This is a genomic window from Mesorhizobium sp. ESP6-5 (assembly GCF_020164695.1).
Taxonomy (GTDB): Bacteria; Pseudomonadota; Alphaproteobacteria; order Rhizobiales; family Rhizobiaceae; genus Mesorhizobium; species Mesorhizobium australicum.
This window is the reverse complement of sequence record NZ_JAIUGR010000006.1, coordinates 1-20,103: the sequence shown is the minus strand read 5'-3', so window position 1 is coordinate 20,103 and position 20,103 is coordinate 1. Positions and strand designations below refer to the sequence as shown.

Genomic DNA, 20,103 nt, shown 5'->3' with positions numbered 1-20,103 from the left:
CACTGCCGTCAGCATCAACGCCGGGCTCCGGCCCCGGCTGGCCGAGGATTGGCTGTTCAGACCGATCCCTTTTCCGCCAGCACCATGTAGTTGACGTCCATGTCCTTCGACCGCGCCCAGCGATCGGCAAGCGGATTGTAGGTGACGCCGGTGCGGTCGATGATGGTCAGGCCGGCGCCGCGCAGCGCCTTTTCCAGCTCTTCGGGGCGCACCAGCTTGCCGAATTGGTGGGTGCCGCGCGGCAGCCAGCGCAACACATATTCGGCGCCGATGATGGCGAGGCCGAGCGCCTTGAGCGTGCGGTTGATAGTGGCCACGAACATGATGCCGCCGGGTTTGACCATCTCGCCGCATTTGGCGACGAACAGGTCGATATCGGCGACATGTTCGACCACTTCCATGTTGAGGATGACATCGAATTTTTCACCGGCCTCGGCGAGATCTTCCGCCGTCCTGGCACGATAGTCGACGCTGACATTGCCCTCGGCGGCATGCAGTTTCGCCACTTCGATGTTTGTTTCGGACGCGTCCGCTCCGACCACCTCGGCACCGAGCCGCGCCATCGGCTCGCACAAAAGGCCACCGCCGCAGCCGATGTCGAGGATGCGCAGGCCCTCGAACGGCCGCGCCGCCCGTGGGTCGCGGCCGAAGCGCGCCGCGATCTGGTCGCGGATATAGGAAAGCCGGACCGGATTGAATTTGTGCAGCGGACGAAACTTGCCGTTCGGGTTCCACCATTCGGCGGCAAGGGCGGAAAAGCGTTCCACCTCTCCGGCATCAATCGTCGATCGTCGGGGCTCAGGCATCGGTTGGTCTCCTCGGACGCTACAGCGCCGCGCGTCCTTCGGACGCGCAAAGGACGCTGTAGCACTTTGATTCTGCGCATGATCCCTTTCCGAAATCGAAGTCGATTTCGGGGTCATGCGCTAGGAAGTCGGGCGTGAGGCATCGAATGTCAAGGCAACATTTTCCTCTGCTGACAAAGTGGCTGGGCGATCAAAGGCCCGGCTTATTTCGTGTCCAGAACATCACGCAGCTTGGCCGCCAGCTGCTCGATAGTGAACGGCTTGGCCAGGAAGTGCACGTCATGATCGAGCATGCCGTTGTGGACCACGGCATTCCTGGTGAAGCCGGTGGTGAAGACCACTTTCAGCCCGGGCTGGCGCGCGAGCGCTTCCTCGGCGAGCTTGCGGCCATTCATCACCGGCATGACGATGTCGGTGAAAAGCAGGGCGATGCCTGGTGTCGCGGCGAGCTTCTGAAGGGCCTCCGGTCCGCTTCCCGCATGGATGACGATGTAGCCGAGTTCGCGCATGACATCCGTCGTGGAGGCCCGCACGCGGGGGTCATCCTCGACGACGAGGATCGTCTCGGTGACCTTGGCGGCGCTCTTGTCGCGCCCGACGGGCGCTGCCGGCTCCTCGGCTCCGAAAAACCGGGGCAGGTAGATCTTGATCGTCGTGCCTTCGCCGGGCTCGGAGTAGATCTTGACGTGGCCGCCCGATTGCTTGACGAAGCCGAACACCTGGCTCAGCCCAAGTCCAGTGCCCTTGTTGACCGGCTTGGTCGTGAAGAAGGGTTCGAAGGCCCTGGCGATGGTCTCGGGCGACATGCCCGCGCCGGTGTCGGTTACCGCGATCATCACATATTGGCCAGGCGTGACTTCGGCGTGCGTCGATGCATAGCCGTCGTCGAGGTGGCTGTTGACAGTCTCAATGGTCAGCTTGCCCTCATTGTCCATGGCGTCGCGGGAATTGACGGCCAGATTGAGGATCGCGTTCTCGATCTGGCTGGGATCGGCGTGGGTTTTCCACAGGCCGCCCGCTAATACTGTCTCGATGCGGATGCCTTCACCCAAGGTGCGGCGCAGAAGATCGGACATGCCGGTCAACAGCCCGTTGATGTCGACAACCTGCGGCGCCAGAGGCTGCAGGCGGGAGAAGGCAAGCAGGCGGGAGGTCAGGTTGGCGGCACGGCTGGCCGCGTCGGTCGCGGCCTCGACGAGTTTTTCGATGTCATGCTCGCCCCGCTTCAGCTTGCGCTGGGCAAGGTTCATGGCGCTGAGGATCACCGCCAGCATGTTGTTGAAGTCGTGGGCGATGCCGCCTGTCAGCTGTCCGACAGCCTCCATCTTCTGCATCTGGCGTATCTGGGATTCGGCGTTTTCACGCGTCTGGATCTCGTTGCCGAGTTCGATGTTCTTGCGCATCAGCTCTTGCTGGGCGACGACCACCTCGTGGAAGCGGCGACGGGATTGACGTATGGTGTAGGCGGCAAGCAGGAAAATCGCCAGCAACGCGGCCAATGAGCCGATCCGCAGCCAGGCCTCGACCCGGTCGGTACGCTCGTCGCGCGCGGCCACCGCGGCGGCGCCGATGCGTCGGATTGTGTCCATGCTGGCCCGCATCTCGTCCATGGCGGCCTTGCCCTGGCCACTGCGGACCAGTTGCAGGGCCTTTGCCGCATCGCCTCGCTCGTAAAGAGCTATGGTTTCGGCCAGGTCGGCCTGCTGTTGCGAAAGCGCGTCCTTGATGTGGCCGATCTGCTGGGCGATCTGATCGTCGGGAGCGGTCGCGCTGTCGACCCGCGCCAATTGTCCCGGAATTGCCTCGACGGCCTTCCGGTAAGGCTCCAGATACGATTTTTCACCGGTCAGCAGGTAGCCGCGCTGACCACTCTGGGCCTCCTGCGCCAATGAAAGCAGCCCGGAAAGCTGCTCCTGGTACTCGATTGTCTCACGTGCGGCGGCACGATTGGCCCTTTGGCTCTCGACGAGCACCGCACGGGTGCCGACGATCAGTGCCAGCACCGCAAAGCCCGCGACAAGCGGGAGCGATTGCAATCGCATGGCGCGCCGAAGCCGAGCAATCATCTGTTATGCCGAACCAAAAGCAATTTCCCGCGGGCAGCATTTGGTAAGCGGCGCCGGGCCGGAAGGCAATATGTCGTGCTGTTATGCAATCCGCCGTCAGCCTTGCGAAACCTTCCTCATTTGGCTATGGAGGCCGCGCATTCAGTGGCCGGCGGCAGCCGGACGCTTTTCTTCCATTTTCGGCCGCGGGCCGGCTCCAGTCAAAGGCATTTCGCTTCCATGGCGCGTATCGTGATGAAATTCGGCGGGACCTCCGTCGCCGACATCGCTCGCATCCGCAACGTGGCACGTCACGTCAAACGCGAGGTCGACGCCGGTCACGAGGTGGCTGTGGTGGTTTCGGCGATGGCCGGCAAGACCAACGAGCTGGTCGGCTGGACCCGCGAGGCCTCACCGATGCACGATGCCCGCGAATATGACGCGGTCGTCGCTTCCGGCGAACAGGTCACGGCTGGCCTTCTCGCCATCACCTTGCAGAACATGGGCGTGCATGCGCGCTCCTGGCAGGGCTGGCAGATTCCGATCAAGACCGACAACGCGCATGGCGCGGCGCGCATCCTCGACATCGACGGCGCCTTCCTGGTCAAGCGCTTCGGCGAAGGCCAGGTGGCTGTAATCGCCGGTTTCCAAGGCATCGGGCCGGACAACCGCATCGCGACACTCGGACGTGGCGGCTCCGATACCAGCGCCGTGGCGATCGCCGCCGCGGTCAAGGCCGACCGCTGCGACATCTACACCGACGTCGATGGGGTCTACACCACCGACCCGCGCATCGAGCCCAAAGCGCGGCGGCTGGCCAAGATATCGTTCGAGGAAATGCTTGAAATGGCCTCGCTCGGCGCCAAGGTTCTGCAGGTGCGTTCGGTCGAGCTTGCCATGGTGCACAGGGTGCGTACCTTCGTGCGGTCGTCCTTCGACGATCCCGATGCGCCCGGAATGGGGGATTTGCTCAATCCTCCGGGAACGCTCATTTGCGACGAGGAAGAGATCGTGGAACAGCAGGTCGTCACCGGAATTGCCTATGCCAAGGACGAGGCCCAGATTTCGCTGCGCCGCGTCGGCGACCGGCCGGGCGTCGCCGCCGGCATTTTCGGACCGCTGGCCGAGGCCAACATCAATGTCGACATGATCGTCCAGAACATTTCCGAGGACGGCAAGCTGACCGACATGACCTTCACCGTGCCGTCGGGCGATGTGGACAAGGCGCTGGCCGTGCTCGACCGGCTGAAAGCCGAGATTGGCTACGATGTCGTACAGTCGGAAGCCGGCATGTCGAAGGTCTCGGTCATCGGCATCGGCATGCGGAGCCATGCCGGCGTCGCCGCCACCGCCTTCAAGGCGCTGGCCGACAAGGCGATCAACATCCGCGCCATCACCACCTCCGAGATCAAGATTTCGATACTGATCGACGGTCCCTATACGGAACTTGCGGTTCGCACTTTGCATTCCGTCTACGGTCTGGATAAGCAGTAGCAGGACTGAATCAGCTGTTGCGCACTTGCCGGGCGCGGCGGAAACTGCCCCGGCAAGAAGTCTATTGGAGAAGAAGCCGCGATGCGTGACACGGCCGTTGGCCCGCGCGTTTTGCTGAAACGGCTCCGCGAGCTCATGCAGGAGCCGCTGGAGCCGCAGGAGCGGCTCGACCGGATTGTGCGCGACATCGCCTCCAACATGGTCGCGGAAGTCTGCTCGCTCTACGTGCTGCGCGCCGATTCGGTGCTGGAGCTCTACGCCACCGAAGGTCTGAACCCGAACGCCGTCCATCTGGCGCAGCTGCGGCTAGGGCAAGGCCTGGTCGGCACCATTGCCGCGAGTGCCAGGCCGCTCAACCTGTCCAACGCGCAAGAACACCCGGCCTTCGCCTACCTGCCGGAGACCGGGGAGGAGATCTACAATTCCTTCCTCGGCGTGCCGGTGCTCAGGGCAGGGCGCACGCTGGGCGTCCTGGTCGTCCAGAACAAGACCATGCGCCACTACCGCGACGATGAGGTCGAGGCGCTGGAAACCACGGCCATGGTCATCGCCGAGATGATCGCCACCGGCGATCTGGCGCGGCTGACCCGGCCTGGCCTCGAACTCGACCTGCGCCGGCCGGTCAGCTTCACCGGCCTGTCCTTCAACGATGGCGTCGGGCTCGGTCATGTCGTGCTGCACGAGCCGCGTATCGTCGTCACCAATTTGTTCAACGAGGACAGCGAGGAGGAGGTCCGGCGGCTCGAAGCCTCGCTTGGTTCTCTGCGGCTTTCCATCGACGACATGCTGGAGCGCCGCGATGTCGCCTTCGAGGGCGAGCACCGCCAGGTGCTGGAAGCCTACCGCATGTTCGCCAACGACCGGGGCTGGGTACGGCGCCTGGAAGAGGCGATCCGTAACGGCCTGACTGCCGAGGCGGCGGTCGAAAAAGTTCAGAGCGACATGCGCGCCCGCATGCTGCACATGACCGATCCCTATCTGCGCGAGCGGATGAGCGATTTCGACGATCTCGCCAACCGGCTGTTGCGCCAGCTGATGGGACGTGGACCCGAGGATGTCGCGGCCTCGCTGCCCAAGGACGCCATCATCGTCGCCCGCTCGATGGGCGCTGCCGAACTGCTCGACTATCCTCGCGACAAGCTGCGCGGGCTGGTGCTGGAGGATGGCGCGGCGACCAGCCATGTCGTCATCGTCGCGCGCGCCATGGGCATTCCCGTCGCCGGCCAGATGAAAGGCGCCGTTTCCATGGCGGAAAACGGCGATGCCATCATCGTCGACGGCGAGGAAGGCGCGATCCATCTGCGGCCGCAATCCGATCTTGAAGCCGCCTATGCCGAGAAGGTGCGGTTCCGGGCGCGCCGGCAGGAGGTCTACCGCGAACTGCGCAAGAAGCCGTCGACGACCCGGGACGGGGTACAGGTCGACCTGCTGATGAATGCCGGGCTTGCCGTCGACCTGCCGCAGTTGGCGGAGGCGGGCGCCGCCGGCATCGGCCTGTTCCGCACGGAACTGCAATTCATGGTCGCGTCGACCTTTCCACGCGCCGAAGCCCAGGAAAAACTCTACCGCGACGTGCTCGAGGCAGCGCGCGGCAAGCCGGTCACCTTCCGCACCATCGACATTGGTGGCGACAAGGTGCTGCCCTATTTCAAGGGCGCGATCCAGGAAGAGAATCCGGCGCTCGGCTGGCGGGCAATCCGCCTGACGCTAGACCGGCCGGGCTTGCTGCGCACCCAGATCCGCGCCTTGCTCAAGGCCAGCGGCGGGCGCGAGCTCAAGCTGATGCTGCCGATGGTAACCGAGCTCGGCGAAATCGCCCAGGCGCGCGAAATCATCGACCGCGAGGTGCGGCATCTCTCACGCTTCGCCCATCATCTGCCGACCAGTCTCAAGCTGGGCGCCATGCTGGAAGTGCCGTCGCTTCTGTTCCAGCTCGACGAACTGATGAAGGCGGTCGACTTCGTCTCGGTCGGATCGAACGACCTGTTCCAGTTCGTCATGGCGGTCGACCGCGGCAACACGCAACTGGCCAACCGCTTCGATACGTTGTCGGCGCCGTTCCTGCGCGTGCTCAAGCAGATCGCCGACGCCGGGACCCGCAATCATACGCCCGTCACCCTGTGCGGTGAACTCGCCGGCAAGCCGATCTCGGCGATGGCGCTGATCGGCCTCGGTTTCCGCTCGATCTCGATGTCGCCGGCCTCGATCGGTCCGGTCAAGGCCATGCTGACGGAGCTGCCGCTGGAGGAGCTGAAAGCTTTCTTCGACGACAATCTGATGGCGCCGGCGCAAGGGCTGCCGATGCGGGCGTTGCTGCAGGCCTTCGCCGACGACCGCTCGATCCCGTTGTAGCACCCTCATCATGGTCAATTTGCCCCGCGATCGTATGGATCAAGTCGTCAAGCGTTTCGAGATGCTCGAAGCGCAGATGTCGGCCGGGCCGGCACCGGATGCCTATGTGAGGATGGCATCGGAATATGCCGAGTTGCAGGAGATGGTGGCCAAGGTCAGGGAATTGCGCTCTGCCGAGCACGAGCAGGCCGACCTCGAAGCGATGCTCGCCGACAAGGGCACCGACGCCGAGATGCGGGCGCTTGCCGAGGCAGATCTGCCCGGTGTCGAGGAGCGCATCGAGACGCTGCAGAAAGACATCCAGATCCTGCTCCTGCCCAGGGATGCCGCCGACGACAAGAACGCCATTCTCGAAATCCGCGCAGGCACCGGCGGCGATGAGGCGGCACTCTTCGCCGGCGACCTGTTTCGCATGTATGAGCGCTATGCCGCCGAACGCGGCTGGCGGTTCGAAACGGTATCGGCCAGCGACGGCGATGCCGGCGGCTTCAAGGAAATCATCGCCACGATCTCCGGTAAAGGTGTGTTCGCCCATCTGAAATTCGAATCCGGGGTGCATCGCGTCCAGCGCGTGCCGGCCACCGAGGCCAGCGGGCGCATCCACACTTCAGCCGCCACAGTCGCCGTGCTGCCGGAAGCCGAAGAGGTCGACATCGACATCAGGGCCGAGGACATCCGCATCGACACGATGCGTGCCTCCGGCTCCGGCGGCCAGCACGTCAACACCACCGATTCCGCGGTCCGCATCACCCATCTGCCGACCGGCATCATGGTGGTGCAGGCGGAGAAGTCGCAGCACCAGAACCGGGCCAAGGCCATGCAGATCCTGCGCGCCCGGCTCTATGACATGGAGCGCAGCAAGGCGGATGAGGAGCGTTCCGAGTCGCGCAAGTCGCAGGTCGGTTCCGGCGACCGCTCCGAGCGCATCCGCACCTACAATTTTCCGCAGGGCCGGGTCACCGACCATCGCATCAACCTGACGCTCTACAAACTCGACCGGGTGATGATGGGTGAACTCGACGAAATCGTCGACGCTCTGATCGCCGATCATCAGTCGAAGCTGCTGGCCGATATCCGCATCGATGGCTGATCCTTTGCCTGCGGCGCTGGGGCCGCTGCTGCGGGAAGCGCGGACCCGGCTTGCCGCAGCCGGTATCGACGATCCCGCGCTCGATGCGCGGCTGATCGTCGAACACTATTCCGGCACGACGCGCACCCAGGCGATCGCCGACCCCGCGTGCAAGATCGACGGGGACGCCATCGCCGCGATCGACGGCGCCCTGAGACGGCGAGCCCGTGGCGAGCCGGTGCATCGCATCCTCGGCTATCGCGAGTTCTACGGTTTGCGCTTGTCGCTGTCGCCGGAGACGCTGGAGCCGCGACCTGACACCGAAACGCTGGTCGAGGCGGTGCTGCCCTTCGTCAAGGCAATGGCCGCGCGGGAGGGCACATGCCGCATCCTCGATCTCGGCACCGGCACGGGCGCGATCGCCCTGGCACTGCTGAGCGTCGTGCCGGCCGCGACCGCCACCGGTGTCGACATCTCCGCCGGCGCTCTGGCCACGGCGGCCCGCAATGCCGGGCAATTCGGGCTCGGCGGCCGGTTCACGGGGGTTCAGTCGGACTGGTTCGAAAAAGTTTCCGGCCGGTACCATGTAATTGCCGCAAACCCTCCCTATATACCAACACAAGAGATTGGAAATCTGCAGGACGAAGTCCGCGATTTCGACCCGCGCCTTGCCCTTGATGGCGGTGTGGATGGGCTGAGCCCCTACAGGGTCATCGCCGCCGAGGCGGCAAGGTTTCTGGAAGCCGAAGGCAGGATTGCGGTCGAGATCGGCCACACACAAAGCAACGACGTCAACGATATATTTCGCGCGGCCGGTTACGCGGCTGGCGAGGTGTTTAGCGATCTCGGCGGAAACGACAGGGTTCTTGTTTTTCAACGGGCAACGTCTTGACGCAGTGCAAAAAAAGCGCTTGGCAATACCGGGGAATGCGGCTAGGGTCGCCTAACCGGATGAGACGAAGCAGGCAGTGCTCTTAGCGATTCGGTTTTCCTTGGAAATAGCTGCCTTCTTGCGCAAACGACGCCCAAGCTTCGTGCGGGAATCGTCCGGCAAGTGATGTAACCGGAAACAGGATGACACGTGGCGCCAACGCAATCGATGCGGGCGAACGCCGGTGAAGAAACGAAACGGCTGGCTGCATGAGCGCCTCCGTTCGTGAAGAGTTTTTCAAAATTTCAAGATGAAGAGAGTCGAATGAGGCCACAACAGCAGAACAGGCGCATGCGCGGTCGCAACAATAATGGCGGCGGCGGTGGCAATAACAATAACAACAACAATAACAACAGTCGCAAGGGGCCGAATCCGCTTACGCGCAACTACGAGAGCAACGGCCCGGACGTGAAAATCCGTGGATCGGCTCAGCAGATCGCCGAAAAATACGCCACGCTTGCCCGTGACTCGCACAGCTCCGGCGACCGGGTGATGGCGGAGAACTACCTCCAGCACGCTGAACACTACAATCGCATCATTGCCGCCGCGCAGGCGCAGATGCCGATCCAGAACGTCCAGCAGGCACGCGACGAGTTCGACGAGGACGGCGATGACGATCGCGACGAGTTCGACAATGCCGGCAGTGGGGCCGGCAGTGGAGCCGGCAACAGTGGGGCGGGCAATAGCAGCGGCAATGCCGGTTCCGATCCACAGCTTCCCGTAATCAATCATGGCGCAGGTCCGCAGCCGGTGATCGAGGGCATGCCTGCGGAGGTTGCGCTGAACCGGGAAAACGGTCGCGACAATCGCGACAATAGCGGGCGCGACAATAACGGTCGCAACAATGGCGGCCGCGACAACGGTGGCGGGCGCCATCGCGATCGCCGCCCCAATGGCGGCTACGGCCAGCGCGACTACGCTTCACCCGAACAGGGCGGACAGCAACAGCGCAACGAGGCCCCGGGGCAGACGGAAGTCCAGGCAGAGGCCGCTTCGCCGCCCGAGACGGTCGCGGCGGCCGAGCCGGCTCCACGGTTCGAGAATTTTTCACCGGCAGGTCTGGCCGCTCAGGCCGAACTCAATGAGGCGGCCGCCGAAAGCGGTGCTGCCCGCCGTCCACGGCGTCCGCGCCGTCCGCGCACCAATGCCGATCAGGTCGAGAGCGGCAGCGAAAATGGGGATGCGGCCGAGACAGCGGCGGCTCCGGTCGACAGCGGCGGTGCCGAACCCGTGGTTTCCGACATCGACAACTGAGCGAACGGCATTCAAGGCCTTGAGCGGCGGAGAGAAATCTCCGCCGTTTTCGTTTGGGCTGACGTGGAATATTATGCACCTGCCATATTGCGACATCTTGAGGGGCAAGGGTCCATGCACCATATCTGGCCTGAACAGGATCCGGCTCGAATGGGCGGGTCCGTCACCGCAATCTGATCCGGTGCCGCAAAGCGGGCCGGTGATGGAAGGAGACAAATATGAACCTTGAGAAATACTCAGAGCGCGTGCGCGGCTTTATCCAGTCCGCGCAGACCATGGCGCTCTCGCGCAACCACCAGCAATTCACCCCCGAACACATTCTGAAAGTCCTCGTCGACGATGACGAAGGCTTGGCCGCGTCGTTGATCGAGCGCGCCGGCGGCAATGTCCGCGATGTCAAGCTCGGCGTCGAGACGGCGCTCGAGGCGATGCCCAAGGTGGAGGGCGGCAATGGCCAGCTCTATCTGGCACAGCCGCTGGCCAAGGTGTTCTCGACCGCCGAAGACCTGGCCAAGAAGGCCGGCGACAGCTTTGTCACCGTCGAGCGGCTGCTGCAGGCGCTTGCCATGGAGAAATCGGCCAAGACCGCCGAAATCCTGGCCAAGGCCGGCGTCACCGCGCAGGCTCTGAACCAGGTCATCAACGACGTCCGCAAGGGCCGTACCGCCGATTCGGCGAGTGCCGAACAGGGTTATGACGCGCTGAAGAAATACGCACGCGACCTCACCGCGGACGCACGCGCGGGCAAGCTCGACCCCGTGATTGGCCGCGACGACGAGATTCGACGCACCATCCAGGTGCTGTCGCGCCGCACCAAGAACAACCCGGTGCTGATCGGCGAGCCGGGCGTCGGCAAGACGGCGATCGCCGAAGGGCTGGCGCTGCGCATCGTCAATGGCGACGTGCCGGAATCGCTGAAGGACAAGCAGTTGATGGCGCTCGACATGGGCGCGCTGATTGCCGGTGCCAAATATCGCGGCGAATTCGAGGAGCGGCTGAAGGCCGTGCTTTCGGAGGTCACTTCGGCCAGTGGCAACATCATCCTGTTCATCGATGAGATGCACACGCTGGTCGGCGCCGGCAAGGCCGATGGCGCCATGGATGCGTCGAATCTCCTGAAGCCCGCGCTGGCGCGCGGCGAACTGCACTGCGTCGGCGCCACCACGCTCGATGAATACAGGAAGCATGTCGAGAAGGATCCCGCCCTTGCCCGCCGTTTCCAGCCCGTCTTCGTCGACGAGCCGACAGTGGAGGACACGGTCTCGATCCTGCGCGGCCTGAAGGAGAAGTACGAGCAGCACCACAAGGTGCGTATCTCCGATTCGGCACTGGTGGCGGCGGCGACATTGTCCAACCGCTACATCGCCGACCGCTTCCTGCCGGACAAGGCAATCGACCTCGTCGACGAAGCCGCCTCGCGGCTCAGGATGCAGGTCGATTCCAAGCCCGAAGCGCTGGACGAGATCGACCGCCGCATCATGCAGCTCAAGATTGAACGCGAAGCGTTGAAGGTCGAGACGGACGATGCCTCGAAGGACCGGCTCGCCCGCCTGGAAAAGGAACTTGTCGGCCTGGAAGAGGAATCGACAGAGATCACCGCAAAGTGGCAGGCCGAGAAGCAGAAGCTCGGGCTAGCGGCCGACTTGAAGAAGCAGCTCGACGAAGCGCGCAACGACCTTGCCATTGCCCAGCGCAAGGGTGAGTTCCAGCGCGCCGGCGAGCTTGCCTATGGCAAGATCCCGGAACTGGAAAAGAAGCTGAAGGAGGCCGAAGCCCAGGACGGCAAGGCCGGCATGGTCGAGGAAGTGGTGACGCCCGACCACGTCGCCCATATCGTGTCGCGCTGGACCGGCATTCCGGTCGACAAGATGCTGCAGGGCGAGCGTGACAAGCTGCTGCGCATGGAAGACGAGATCGGCAAGCGTGTCGTCGGCCAGGGCGAAGCGGTGCAGGCCGTTTCCAAGGCGGTGCGGCGTGCCCGTGCGGGCCTTCAGGATCCGAACCGGCCGATCGGCTCGTTCATGTTCCTCGGGCCTACCGGCGTCGGCAAGACGGAACTGACCAAGGCTTTGGCCAATTTCCTGTTCGACGATGAGACGGCGCTGGTGCGCATCGACATGTCCGAATACATGGAGAAGCACTCCGTCGCCCGGCTGATCGGCGCGCCTCCCGGCTATGTCGGCTATGAGGAAGGCGGTGCGCTGACCGAAGCGGTGCGGCGCCGGCCCTATCAGGTCGTGCTGTTCGACGAGATCGAAAAGGCGCATCCGGATGTCTTCAACGTGCTGTTGCAGGTGCTCGATGACGGCCGGCTCACCGACGGGCAGGGCCGCACCGTCGACTTCCGCAACACACTGATCATCATGACGTCTAATTTGGGCGCCGAATATCTCGTCAATCTCGGCGAAGACCAGGATGTCGATGCCGTACGAGACGAAGTGATGGGCGTGGTCAGGGCATCGTTCCGGCCTGAGTTCCTCAATCGCGTCGACGAGGTGATCCTGTTCCACCGGCTGCGCCGCAAGGACATGGACCGTATCGTCGAGATCCAGCTCAAGCGGCTCGAGAGCCTGCTGACCGATCGCAAGATCACGCTGTCGCTGGATCCCGAGGCGATCGAGTGGCTGGCGGCCAAGGGTTACGACCCCGCTTATGGTGCCCGGCCGCTGAAGCGGGTGATGCAGAAGGAACTGCAGGATCCGCTGGCGGAAAAGATCCTTCTCGGCGAGATACTGGACGGCTCGACGGTCAAGGTCACGGCCGGTTCCGACCGGCTGAATTTCCGCTCCAAGCCGGCGATCGTCGCGGCCGAGGTTGCGGCCTGATTTCAGACGCCGCGCGTCCACCGTGCGCGCGGCGTTTTTCATGCGATTGGCGGGGGATTGATGACGCTGGACGATTACAACGGCTTCTGCGCTTCGCTGCCTGCAACGAACCACGTGGTGCAATGGGGCGGCGCCCATGTCTGGAAGGTCGGGACCAAGGTGTTTGCGATCGGTGGCTGGGATCAGGGTCGGCAGCTCTTCGTCACCTTCAAATGCTCCGACATCGCCTATGACGTGCTCAAGGAGCAGCCGGGCCTGCGCCCCGCGCCCTATCTTGCCTCCCGCGGCATGAAGTGGATCCAGCGTCAGACAAGCCAGAGCATGGATGATGGTGCGCTGGAGGACTATCTGCGCGAGAGCCACCGCCTTGTTGCCCTTAAGCTGACGAAGCAGGCGCGCAAGGAATTGGGGCTTGGCGCAAGCTAGCCAATATTCCCTGAGGCGCCGGAAAACCGCCATCTTCATGCCCGGTTCATGTTGGAACCATATGGTGGGTAACTGGTTTGCTGGCGAAGGGTTCGCCGAACTGAACAATGCCGGCGGCGGCACATACGGACCGGAGAGTTTCGCACGATGCTGCGCACTATCTTCACCCTTTCGGCACTTGCCGCGGGACTGGTGTTTTCCAATGCGTTCGCCGCGCCGACGCATGACGGTGCCGCCCAGCCTGTCCGTGCGTCCGGGAGCGGCGGCATTCTGCTCGCGCAGGACGGCAATCTCGACATTTATTACGATGCCAGGGGCAATCGCGTCATCGTCGATTCGGATACCGGCAAGGTGATCGCCATCCAGCCGCCGCAGACACGGCTCGACCGGCGGGCGTTGCGCCGCGAGAGCCGGATGCGTGAACTTGGCCGCGCACCCGCCGACGATGACCGCTACTATCTCGACGATCCCCAGGACATGGCCCGCTTCCGCCGCAGACAGCTGGAAGAGGAAGGCCGGGTCATTCCACCGCCCGCCGACGAATACGATCCTGACGGAAGTGGTTCAGTCGATGCTTATCCGCCGGCACCGCGGGAGGACGGCAGTTACGACAGCAATTATCCCGACGCGCCGCAGCCGGGTACAATCAAGCGCCAACCGCTGAACGAGGCGTCGATAGACCCCGTCCGGCCGGCAGACCCGACGGACCAGGCAGCGCCCCCGGACCAGGCGGCATTGCCGCCAAAGGCCGGCGGCAAGACGTCGGTCGATCCGTCGCTTTCGCTGGGCGCACGCCAGGATGTCGCGGCGCTGCAGGTGCTGCTCGACCGGGGCGGGGCTTCGCCTGGCGTCATCGACGGGCGCTTCGGTTCGAATGTCGACAAGGCGCTGGCGGCCTACAATCAGATCAACGGTAGCAGCCTCAAATCGACCGATTCGGTCGGCATCCAGGCCGCATTGTCGCAGTCCGGTGGCGACGCGTTCGCCAACTACACCATCACCGCGGAGGATGCGGCCGGCCCCTACGTCGCGTCGATCCCGGAAGACTACAGCCAGAAGGCGCAACTCGACCGCATGGGCTTCACCTCCGTCACCGAGGCGCTGGCCGAGCGCTTCCACATGGACGAGAACTATCTCAAGGCGCTCAATCCGGACGCCAACTTCAATCGTCCGGGCACGATCATCAAGGTCGCGAATTTCGGCAAACTGGTTTCTACCCCTGTCGCCCGCATCGTCGCCGACAAGGGCAAGAAGGAAGTCTTTGCCTATGACGGGTCGGGCAAGCTGGTCGCGGCCTACCCCGCCACCATCGGCTCATCGGACACGCCGTCCCCGACCGGCATCCATGCCGTCTCGCGTGTCGCGCTCGATCCGAACTACACCTACAACCCCAACATCAACTTCAAGCAGGGCGAGAACAACAAGATCCTGACCATTCCGCCTGGGCCGAATGGCCCGGTCGGATCGGTGTGGATCGCCCTGGACAAGCCGACTTACGGCATCCACGGCACGCCGGAGCCCTCGAAGATAGGCAAGACCGAGAGCCATGGCTGCGTGCGCCTGACCAATTGGGACGCGCGTGAACTGGCCAAGCTGGTCTCGCCGGGCGTGCCGGTGGAGTTCGTCGAGTAGGGTATGTCGATATTCAGGCGATGCCGGCCTGACCTCTATCTCAACATAAATCTCAACCAATGATCCTGCGCACCCACTTCACATTCGGCGTTGCCGCGTAGACCAACTGCACCACCAGAATGAAGCCGACGCTCGCCAACGGGGTGATCAGGCAAAGTGCGGCGCCGATGGCCCACAGGACCTGCGCCTTGACGATGCGCAGGTAGACCGTGCGTTTCGTTTCCGCGTCGACGTCCTCCGCGACAAGGCCGCTCTTCTCCGCATACCACCAGCTGACGAACAGCGTGATGCCGAGCATCAAGAGGTTGAGCCAGTAAACCAGCACCGCGGTCCTGAATTCCAGAAAATCGGCCAGAAGGTCGGTCGAGAACGGCAGGAGCGCGATGAAGGCGAGAAAGCAGAGGTTCAGCGTGGCCAGCCGTCTGTCGGATTTGGCAACCAGGCCATGCTGGGCCTGCTGGCCGAACCAGAAGATGGTCAGGGTCAGAAAGCTCAAGGCATAGGTGAGGAAGCGTGGCGCGAGTGCCGCGATGGCGGCGAGCAGATCATGTTCGGAGTGGATCGCCTCATGCGCCGGCACCCTGATCTCGAGCACGATCAGGGTGAGCGCGATGGCGAACACGCCATCGGTGATACCGACAATACGGCCGCGCCCCTCAACCGATGCTTCGAGCGGACGCTTCATCGATTTCTCCTGCCTGCGGGTCCTGGAAAACCTAAAGCGCGTCTCGTCGAAACGGATTCCTGCGACGCGCTTTAAATCTTGCCTGATGCATGTCGTTGTCGCAAAAGCCGAGGTCACTTTTGCGCGACATGCATTAGCATGACTGCCGCGGTTTGCATCGGGGCAGATGCGATCCCTGGCAATATGGCTGGTTTCAAGGACAACAAGCCGCTGGCCGGTTGTTGCCGCCGCGCCGACGGTCTAATGAGGGTGACATGCATGCGCCCAATCAAGCCGCCGCCGTTCCGCTGACCGCTCCGGTCGCGAATGGCACGTTCTGCCCGCAATCGCAGCGGCGTTATGTGTTGATCGCGGCGATCCTGGCCTCGGCGCTCGGCTTCATCGACGGATCGATCCTGGCGATCGCCATGCCGGCGATCCGCGTCGACCTCGGCGCCAGCCTTGCCGAGGCGCAGTGGATTTCCAATGCCTATGCGCTGACACTCTCGGCGCTGATCCTTGCCGGCGGTGCCGCAGGCGATCGGTTCGGGCTGCGCCATGCTTTCGTGGCCGGCATTGCGCTGTTCGTCGTGACCTCGCTTGCCTGTGCGCTGGCGCCGAACGCTGTCGTGCTGATCGCATTTCGCGCGCTCCAGGGCATCGGCGCCGCGATCATGGTGCCGGGCAGTCTCGCCATTATCGCCAAGGCCTATCCGAAGAAGGAACGCGGCAGGGCGATCGGCATCTGGGCGGCGGCCTCGGCGCTGACCACCGCTCTCGGCCCCGTGCTCGGCGGCCTGGTGCTCTCGGCTTTCGGCGGCGGCATCTGGCGGGCGATCTTTGCCGTCAATCTGCCGCTCGGCCTGATCTCGATCTATCTGCTGCTCGCCAAGATTCCGGCCGATGCGCCGACGGAGAAACGCAGCCTTGACCTTGCCGGCGGGGCGCTTGCGACGCTGGCCTTCGGCGCGCTCGCCTATGGACTGACTTCAATGAGCGCCAGCGGCGAGAGCCATATGGCCGGTCCAAGCATTGCCGCCGGCGCCGTGCTGCTTGTCGTCTTCATCCTGTTCGAGCGGCGGCAGCGCGAGCCGATGATAGATCTCAGCCTGTTTCGCATCGGTGCTTTCGCCGGCGCCAACGTCGCGACGTTCTTTCTCTATTTCGCACTGTCAGCCAATCTTTTTTATCTGCCGATGCTGCTGATCGCAGGCTGGGGGCTGAGCACCGCCGAGGTCGGCTTCATCTTCCTGCCGCTGTCGGCGGCGATCGCGCTTCTGTCGGGACCCGTCGGCAAGCTGTCGGACCGGATCGGGCCCCGTTTTCCCATTGCCTGCGGCAGCCTGATCGTGGCGGTTGCCTTCGCCGGGCTGGCCTTGCTCGCCTATGCCGGCTTTCACCATTTCTGGACCGGCATCTTCCCCTTGATGGCGCTGATGGGGCTCGGCATGGCGTTGGTCGTATCGCCATTGTCCACCGCGATCATGACGGCGGTGGAAGACAAGGACACCGGCGCGGCTTCCGGCATCAACAACGCCGTCTCACGCATCGGCGGTTTGATCGCGGTGGCGGCGATGGGGTCGCTCGCTGCCTGGATCTACGCCAATGCCCTGGAGGTAAATGCCGCGCCCGGCGTGCCTGGCTTCGGCGAACCGCCACCGGCAGGACTTTCGCCGGCACTCGATGCGGCGAGGATCGCCGCCAGCGACGCAGCCTTTTCCGCCATCTCCTTGGTGACGGCGCTGCTATGCCTGCTTTCCGCTGTCATTGCCTGGACGACGATTTCGGGCGAAGCGCTGCCGTGGTCGCGGCGCGCCGAACCTCGGCAGGACAAAGGCTGAGTCTCAGCCTTCGATCTTGGCGCTGGCGACCTTCAGCGAATTGCCATCTTCCTGTTTCAGCAGATCGTCGATGCGCTCGCGCTCGCGCTTGAAGGCGACGAGATCGTCGCCTTTCAGCACCTTGCCGACCGGTAGACGGACGCGCATCGGATCGACTTTGGTGCCATTGACGATCAACTCGTAGTGCAGGTGCGGGCCTGTGGCGAGGCCGGTCTGGCCGAGATAGCCGATAGTCTGTCCCTGGCGCACATGCATGCCCGGCTCCATACCTTTGGCAAAGGCACTCTGGTGATTGTACGAGGTCTCGTAGCCATTGGCATGGCGAATGATGATCTGCTTGCCATAGCCGCCGGCCCAGCCGACCTTCTCGATGACGCCATTGCCGGCGGCAATGATCGGCGTGCCGATCGGGGCTGCCCAGTCGACGCCTGTGTGCATGCGGACATAGCCGAGGATCGGATGCTTGCGGGCGCCGAAGCCGGAGCGGAACTTTCCGGCGGGCAGCGGATTGCGCAGCAAGAACTGCTGGGCGCTCGAGCCGTCTTCGTCGAAATAGTCCGTGCTGCCGTCCTGCATCTGGAAGCGGTAGAAATTGCGCGTCGTGCCGCCGAAGGTCGCCGAGACATAGAGAAGCTCGGAATTGTCCGAGGTCTGGTCGTCGCCATCAGGCTGCGAGAACAGCACTTCAAGGCGGTCGGAGGGATTGAGGCGGGACTGGAAATCGACATCGGATGCCAGGAGCTTGATCAGCCGCTGGGTCATCGCCTTGGACATGCCGTAGGAATAGGCGGCGCGGTAGATGCCGTCATAGACGTTGGGCAGATTGCCGCGCACCACTACCGGCGCCGACGAATCGTCGAATGCGGTCAGCAATTCGGGATTGGGCTCGGGCTCCTGGGCCGGCACGTACTGGCCGCGGTCGTCGAGCGCGATGGTGACGATATGCGTGGTCTTGTCATAGACGCTTGTGCGCACGACCTTGGCGGCATCGCCGTGGACCTCAAGGCCAACACGCAGCACGGTACCTGCCTTGAGCGCCGGCGCGTTGAGCAACTTGGCGATCGCTTCGGCCATGCCGGTGGCATCATCGCCCGTGTAGCCCGAATCGGCGAAAGCCTCCGTGAGGTCGGTGTCCTTGGTGAAGGGGATGATTTCCTCGGCGAAAGCCGGTGCCTGGTCGTCCGCGTTGGCGCGTGGCGATACGGAGACATTTTCCGGCACGATCTTCACATCGTAAGAGCCGGCCATGCTCTCGGCAAAGGCTTCGCCGAATCGCTGCGGATCGACATAATGAAGCGAAGCCACCTGCACGGCGCCATCGCTGAGGTCGGTGCCGGCTTCGCGTACCACTTTTTCGACTTCGTCGGCCGACAGGTCGCTCTTCTCGTCGAAGGAAGCCGTCGCGATGGGGAAATCGACAGTCTTCAGGCTCATTTCGCTTTCGACCTTGGCGCCGTAGATCTGGCCGGAGGCGGCCGACGCCGTCGCAGGCTGTGCCGATGTATCGTCGCCGTCGTCGCCGAACACCTGCATCGGGTCGAAAGGGGGGTAGGCCCGGCTGGTGGTGTGGCCTGCTGCGAGTGCCATCTTGATCTGCACGAAAGGCATGGTGTGGATGACATCGCGGTCGCCGACCTTGGTGACCATCGACACTTCCATGCGGCGGCGATCCTTTGCCTTGGCGATCTGGCGCGGCGCCACCAGCCTGGTGGTCTTTGCCACTTCGCCGGAATCGCCGTTGCTGGCAAGGCCGATCAGTTCGGCGATCTCGGGTGGGGTCGCCAGTTGCTGGCGACCGTCGAGAGCGGCGAACAGCGCGACGCCCATCAGCACGCTCGAGGTTACACCGGTGAGGAATGTTCCCGACAGCCAGCGCGCAGAAACCTCACGCCGATCGGGCGGGCCGCTGCGGCCGTCCGCAATAAGCGGCGGCTCATTGCCGAGTTCGGCTATGACATCTTCCGTATCTGGCATCCAGAAAGGCTGCTTCTTCCCCGGGCGGAACGGCTTGTCGCTTTTGTTGTGGCCATGACATTTGCCTGTCACGGCAGGTTAAGTCAACGAAGCCTCAGGCCCCGGTCGAATTCCCCTCGTGCACTTCATCTTATAGAGCACTTCTAAAAGCGGGCGGCGTGCCTTCATCCACAAGGCTCTCGCGCACGCCCTTACGGTGCTCTTGGAAGAGGGCATTGCACGGCTGTGCTCGCGCCCTCTTTTGCTGGCCCTGGTGTCGAACGGCAATGCGGCGGCAATAGGGCTCCTTCGTGGCCTCCTCCTCCTGTTGTCCCGTGTTCCCCTGGGGCAGCCGGCTATCGACAAAGCGCGCCCGAAATTTCTGTCGCAAAAAGTTCAAAAACATTTGGGAACGGTGTTGACAGTTTTGGTTGGTGGCGACTATATACGCCTCACGAACGAGGGCGGTGCGCCGCTGGCGACGAAGAAGTTTGCTTCTAGGTCTGCCCTCAGCGAAATTCAAGAGAGCCGCGTAAGCGACACTCGGACGGCCCCGGAGCCAAAAGCGAAGCGGGCCACGACACTGCGTATGCGGTGTCTGTTCTTTGACAATTGAATAATGAAGAAAGAGAAACGTGGGCGGCAGAGTCCTGCTGAACGCCTTATCCCGCCAGGGATAGGATGTTCGAACGAGACTTTGGCGGACACGTTTTGAGAGAATAAGTCGACCAAGACACGCGAGTGTCTAGGTGTGAATGTTCTCGTCAATTCGAAGCGTGACCAGATAAAGCCAATCAAAGTTTCAAAACTT

The 20,103-nt window shown here is 63.3% G+C and carries 13 protein-coding genes; 9 read left to right on the top strand and 4 right to left on the bottom strand.

The window, feature by feature from the left end:
• Window positions 1-56: 56 nt before the first annotated feature.
• Window positions 57-806 carry a bifunctional 2-polyprenyl-6-hydroxyphenol methylase/3-demethylubiquinol 3-O-methyltransferase UbiG gene (gene ubiG / locus LB524_RS11140; protein WP_224526148.1) on the bottom strand — a complete coding sequence of 250 codons (750 nt, stop codon included), beginning with the start codon at window positions 804-806 and terminating at the stop codon, window positions 57-59.
• Window positions 807-1,009: 203 nt separating this feature from the next.
• Window positions 1,010-2,848, bottom strand: a complete 1,839-nt coding sequence (locus LB524_RS11135; RefSeq protein ID WP_224526144.1) for a CHASE3 domain-containing protein — start codon at window positions 2,846-2,848, stop codon at window positions 1,010-1,012.
• Window positions 2,849-3,091: 243 nt separating this feature from the next.
• Here LB524_RS11135 and LB524_RS11130 point away from each other — a divergent pair, with 243 nt between their 5' ends.
• From LB524_RS11130 to LB524_RS11095, 8 genes are all read left to right on the top strand, one after another.
• On the top strand, window positions 3,092-4,345 hold the full coding sequence (locus LB524_RS11130) for an aspartate kinase (RefSeq protein WP_015315600.1): 1,254 nt from the start codon (window positions 3,092-3,094) through the stop codon (window positions 4,343-4,345).
• Window positions 4,346-4,426: 81 nt separating this feature from the next.
• Window positions 4,427-6,697, top strand: a complete 2,271-nt coding sequence (gene ptsP, locus LB524_RS11125) for a phosphoenolpyruvate--protein phosphotransferase (RefSeq protein ID WP_224526142.1) — start codon at window positions 4,427-4,429, stop codon at window positions 6,695-6,697.
• 10 nt (window positions 6,698-6,707) lie between these two features.
• On the top strand, window positions 6,708-7,787 hold the full coding sequence (gene prfA, locus LB524_RS11120) for a peptide chain release factor 1 (RefSeq protein WP_224526139.1): 1,080 nt from the start codon (window positions 6,708-6,710) through the stop codon (window positions 7,785-7,787).
• Entirely contained in the window at window positions 7,780-8,658 is an 879-nt protein-coding gene (prmC, locus tag LB524_RS11115) for a peptide chain release factor N(5)-glutamine methyltransferase (RefSeq protein WP_224526135.1), read from the top strand. Before prfA ends, prmC begins: the two co-directional genes overlap by 8 nt.
• A 303-nt stretch (window positions 8,659-8,961) precedes the next feature.
• Window positions 8,962-9,951, top strand: a complete 990-nt coding sequence (locus tag LB524_RS11110; protein WP_224526132.1) for a DUF4167 domain-containing protein — start codon at window positions 8,962-8,964, stop codon at window positions 9,949-9,951.
• A 218-nt stretch (window positions 9,952-10,169) separates the two neighbouring features.
• Window positions 10,170-12,776, top strand: a complete 2,607-nt coding sequence (gene clpB / locus LB524_RS11105) for an ATP-dependent chaperone ClpB (protein ID WP_224526130.1) — start codon at window positions 10,170-10,172, stop codon at window positions 12,774-12,776.
• 60 nt (window positions 12,777-12,836) lie between these two features.
• On the top strand, window positions 12,837-13,202 hold the full coding sequence (locus LB524_RS11100; protein WP_015315606.1) for an MmcQ/YjbR family DNA-binding protein: 366 nt from the start codon (window positions 12,837-12,839) through the stop codon (window positions 13,200-13,202).
• 147 nt (window positions 13,203-13,349) lie between these two features.
• Window positions 13,350-14,834, top strand: coding sequence for a L,D-transpeptidase family protein (locus LB524_RS11095; RefSeq protein ID WP_224526124.1), 1,485 nt, complete (start codon window positions 13,350-13,352; stop codon window positions 14,832-14,834).
• Between the two features lie 52 nt (window positions 14,835-14,886).
• Here LB524_RS11095 and LB524_RS11090 read toward each other — a convergent pair whose 3' ends face one another.
• Window positions 14,887-15,519, bottom strand: coding sequence for a TMEM175 family protein (locus LB524_RS11090; RefSeq protein WP_224526122.1), 633 nt, complete (start codon window positions 15,517-15,519; stop codon window positions 14,887-14,889).
• Between the two features lie 254 nt (window positions 15,520-15,773).
• Here LB524_RS11090 and LB524_RS11085 point away from each other — a divergent pair, with 254 nt between their 5' ends.
• Window positions 15,774-17,339 carry an MFS transporter gene (locus LB524_RS11085; protein ID WP_224526119.1) on the top strand — a complete coding sequence of 522 codons (1,566 nt, stop codon included), beginning with the start codon at window positions 15,774-15,776 and terminating at the stop codon, window positions 17,337-17,339.
• A 3-nt stretch (window positions 17,340-17,342) separates the two neighbouring features.
• Here LB524_RS11085 and LB524_RS11080 read toward each other — a convergent pair whose 3' ends face one another.
• Complete coding sequence (locus tag LB524_RS11080) at window positions 17,343-19,313, bottom strand: M23 family metallopeptidase (protein ID WP_181166413.1); 1,971 nt, start codon at window positions 19,311-19,313, stop codon at window positions 17,343-17,345.
• Between the last annotated feature and the right edge of the window lie 790 nt (window positions 19,314-20,103).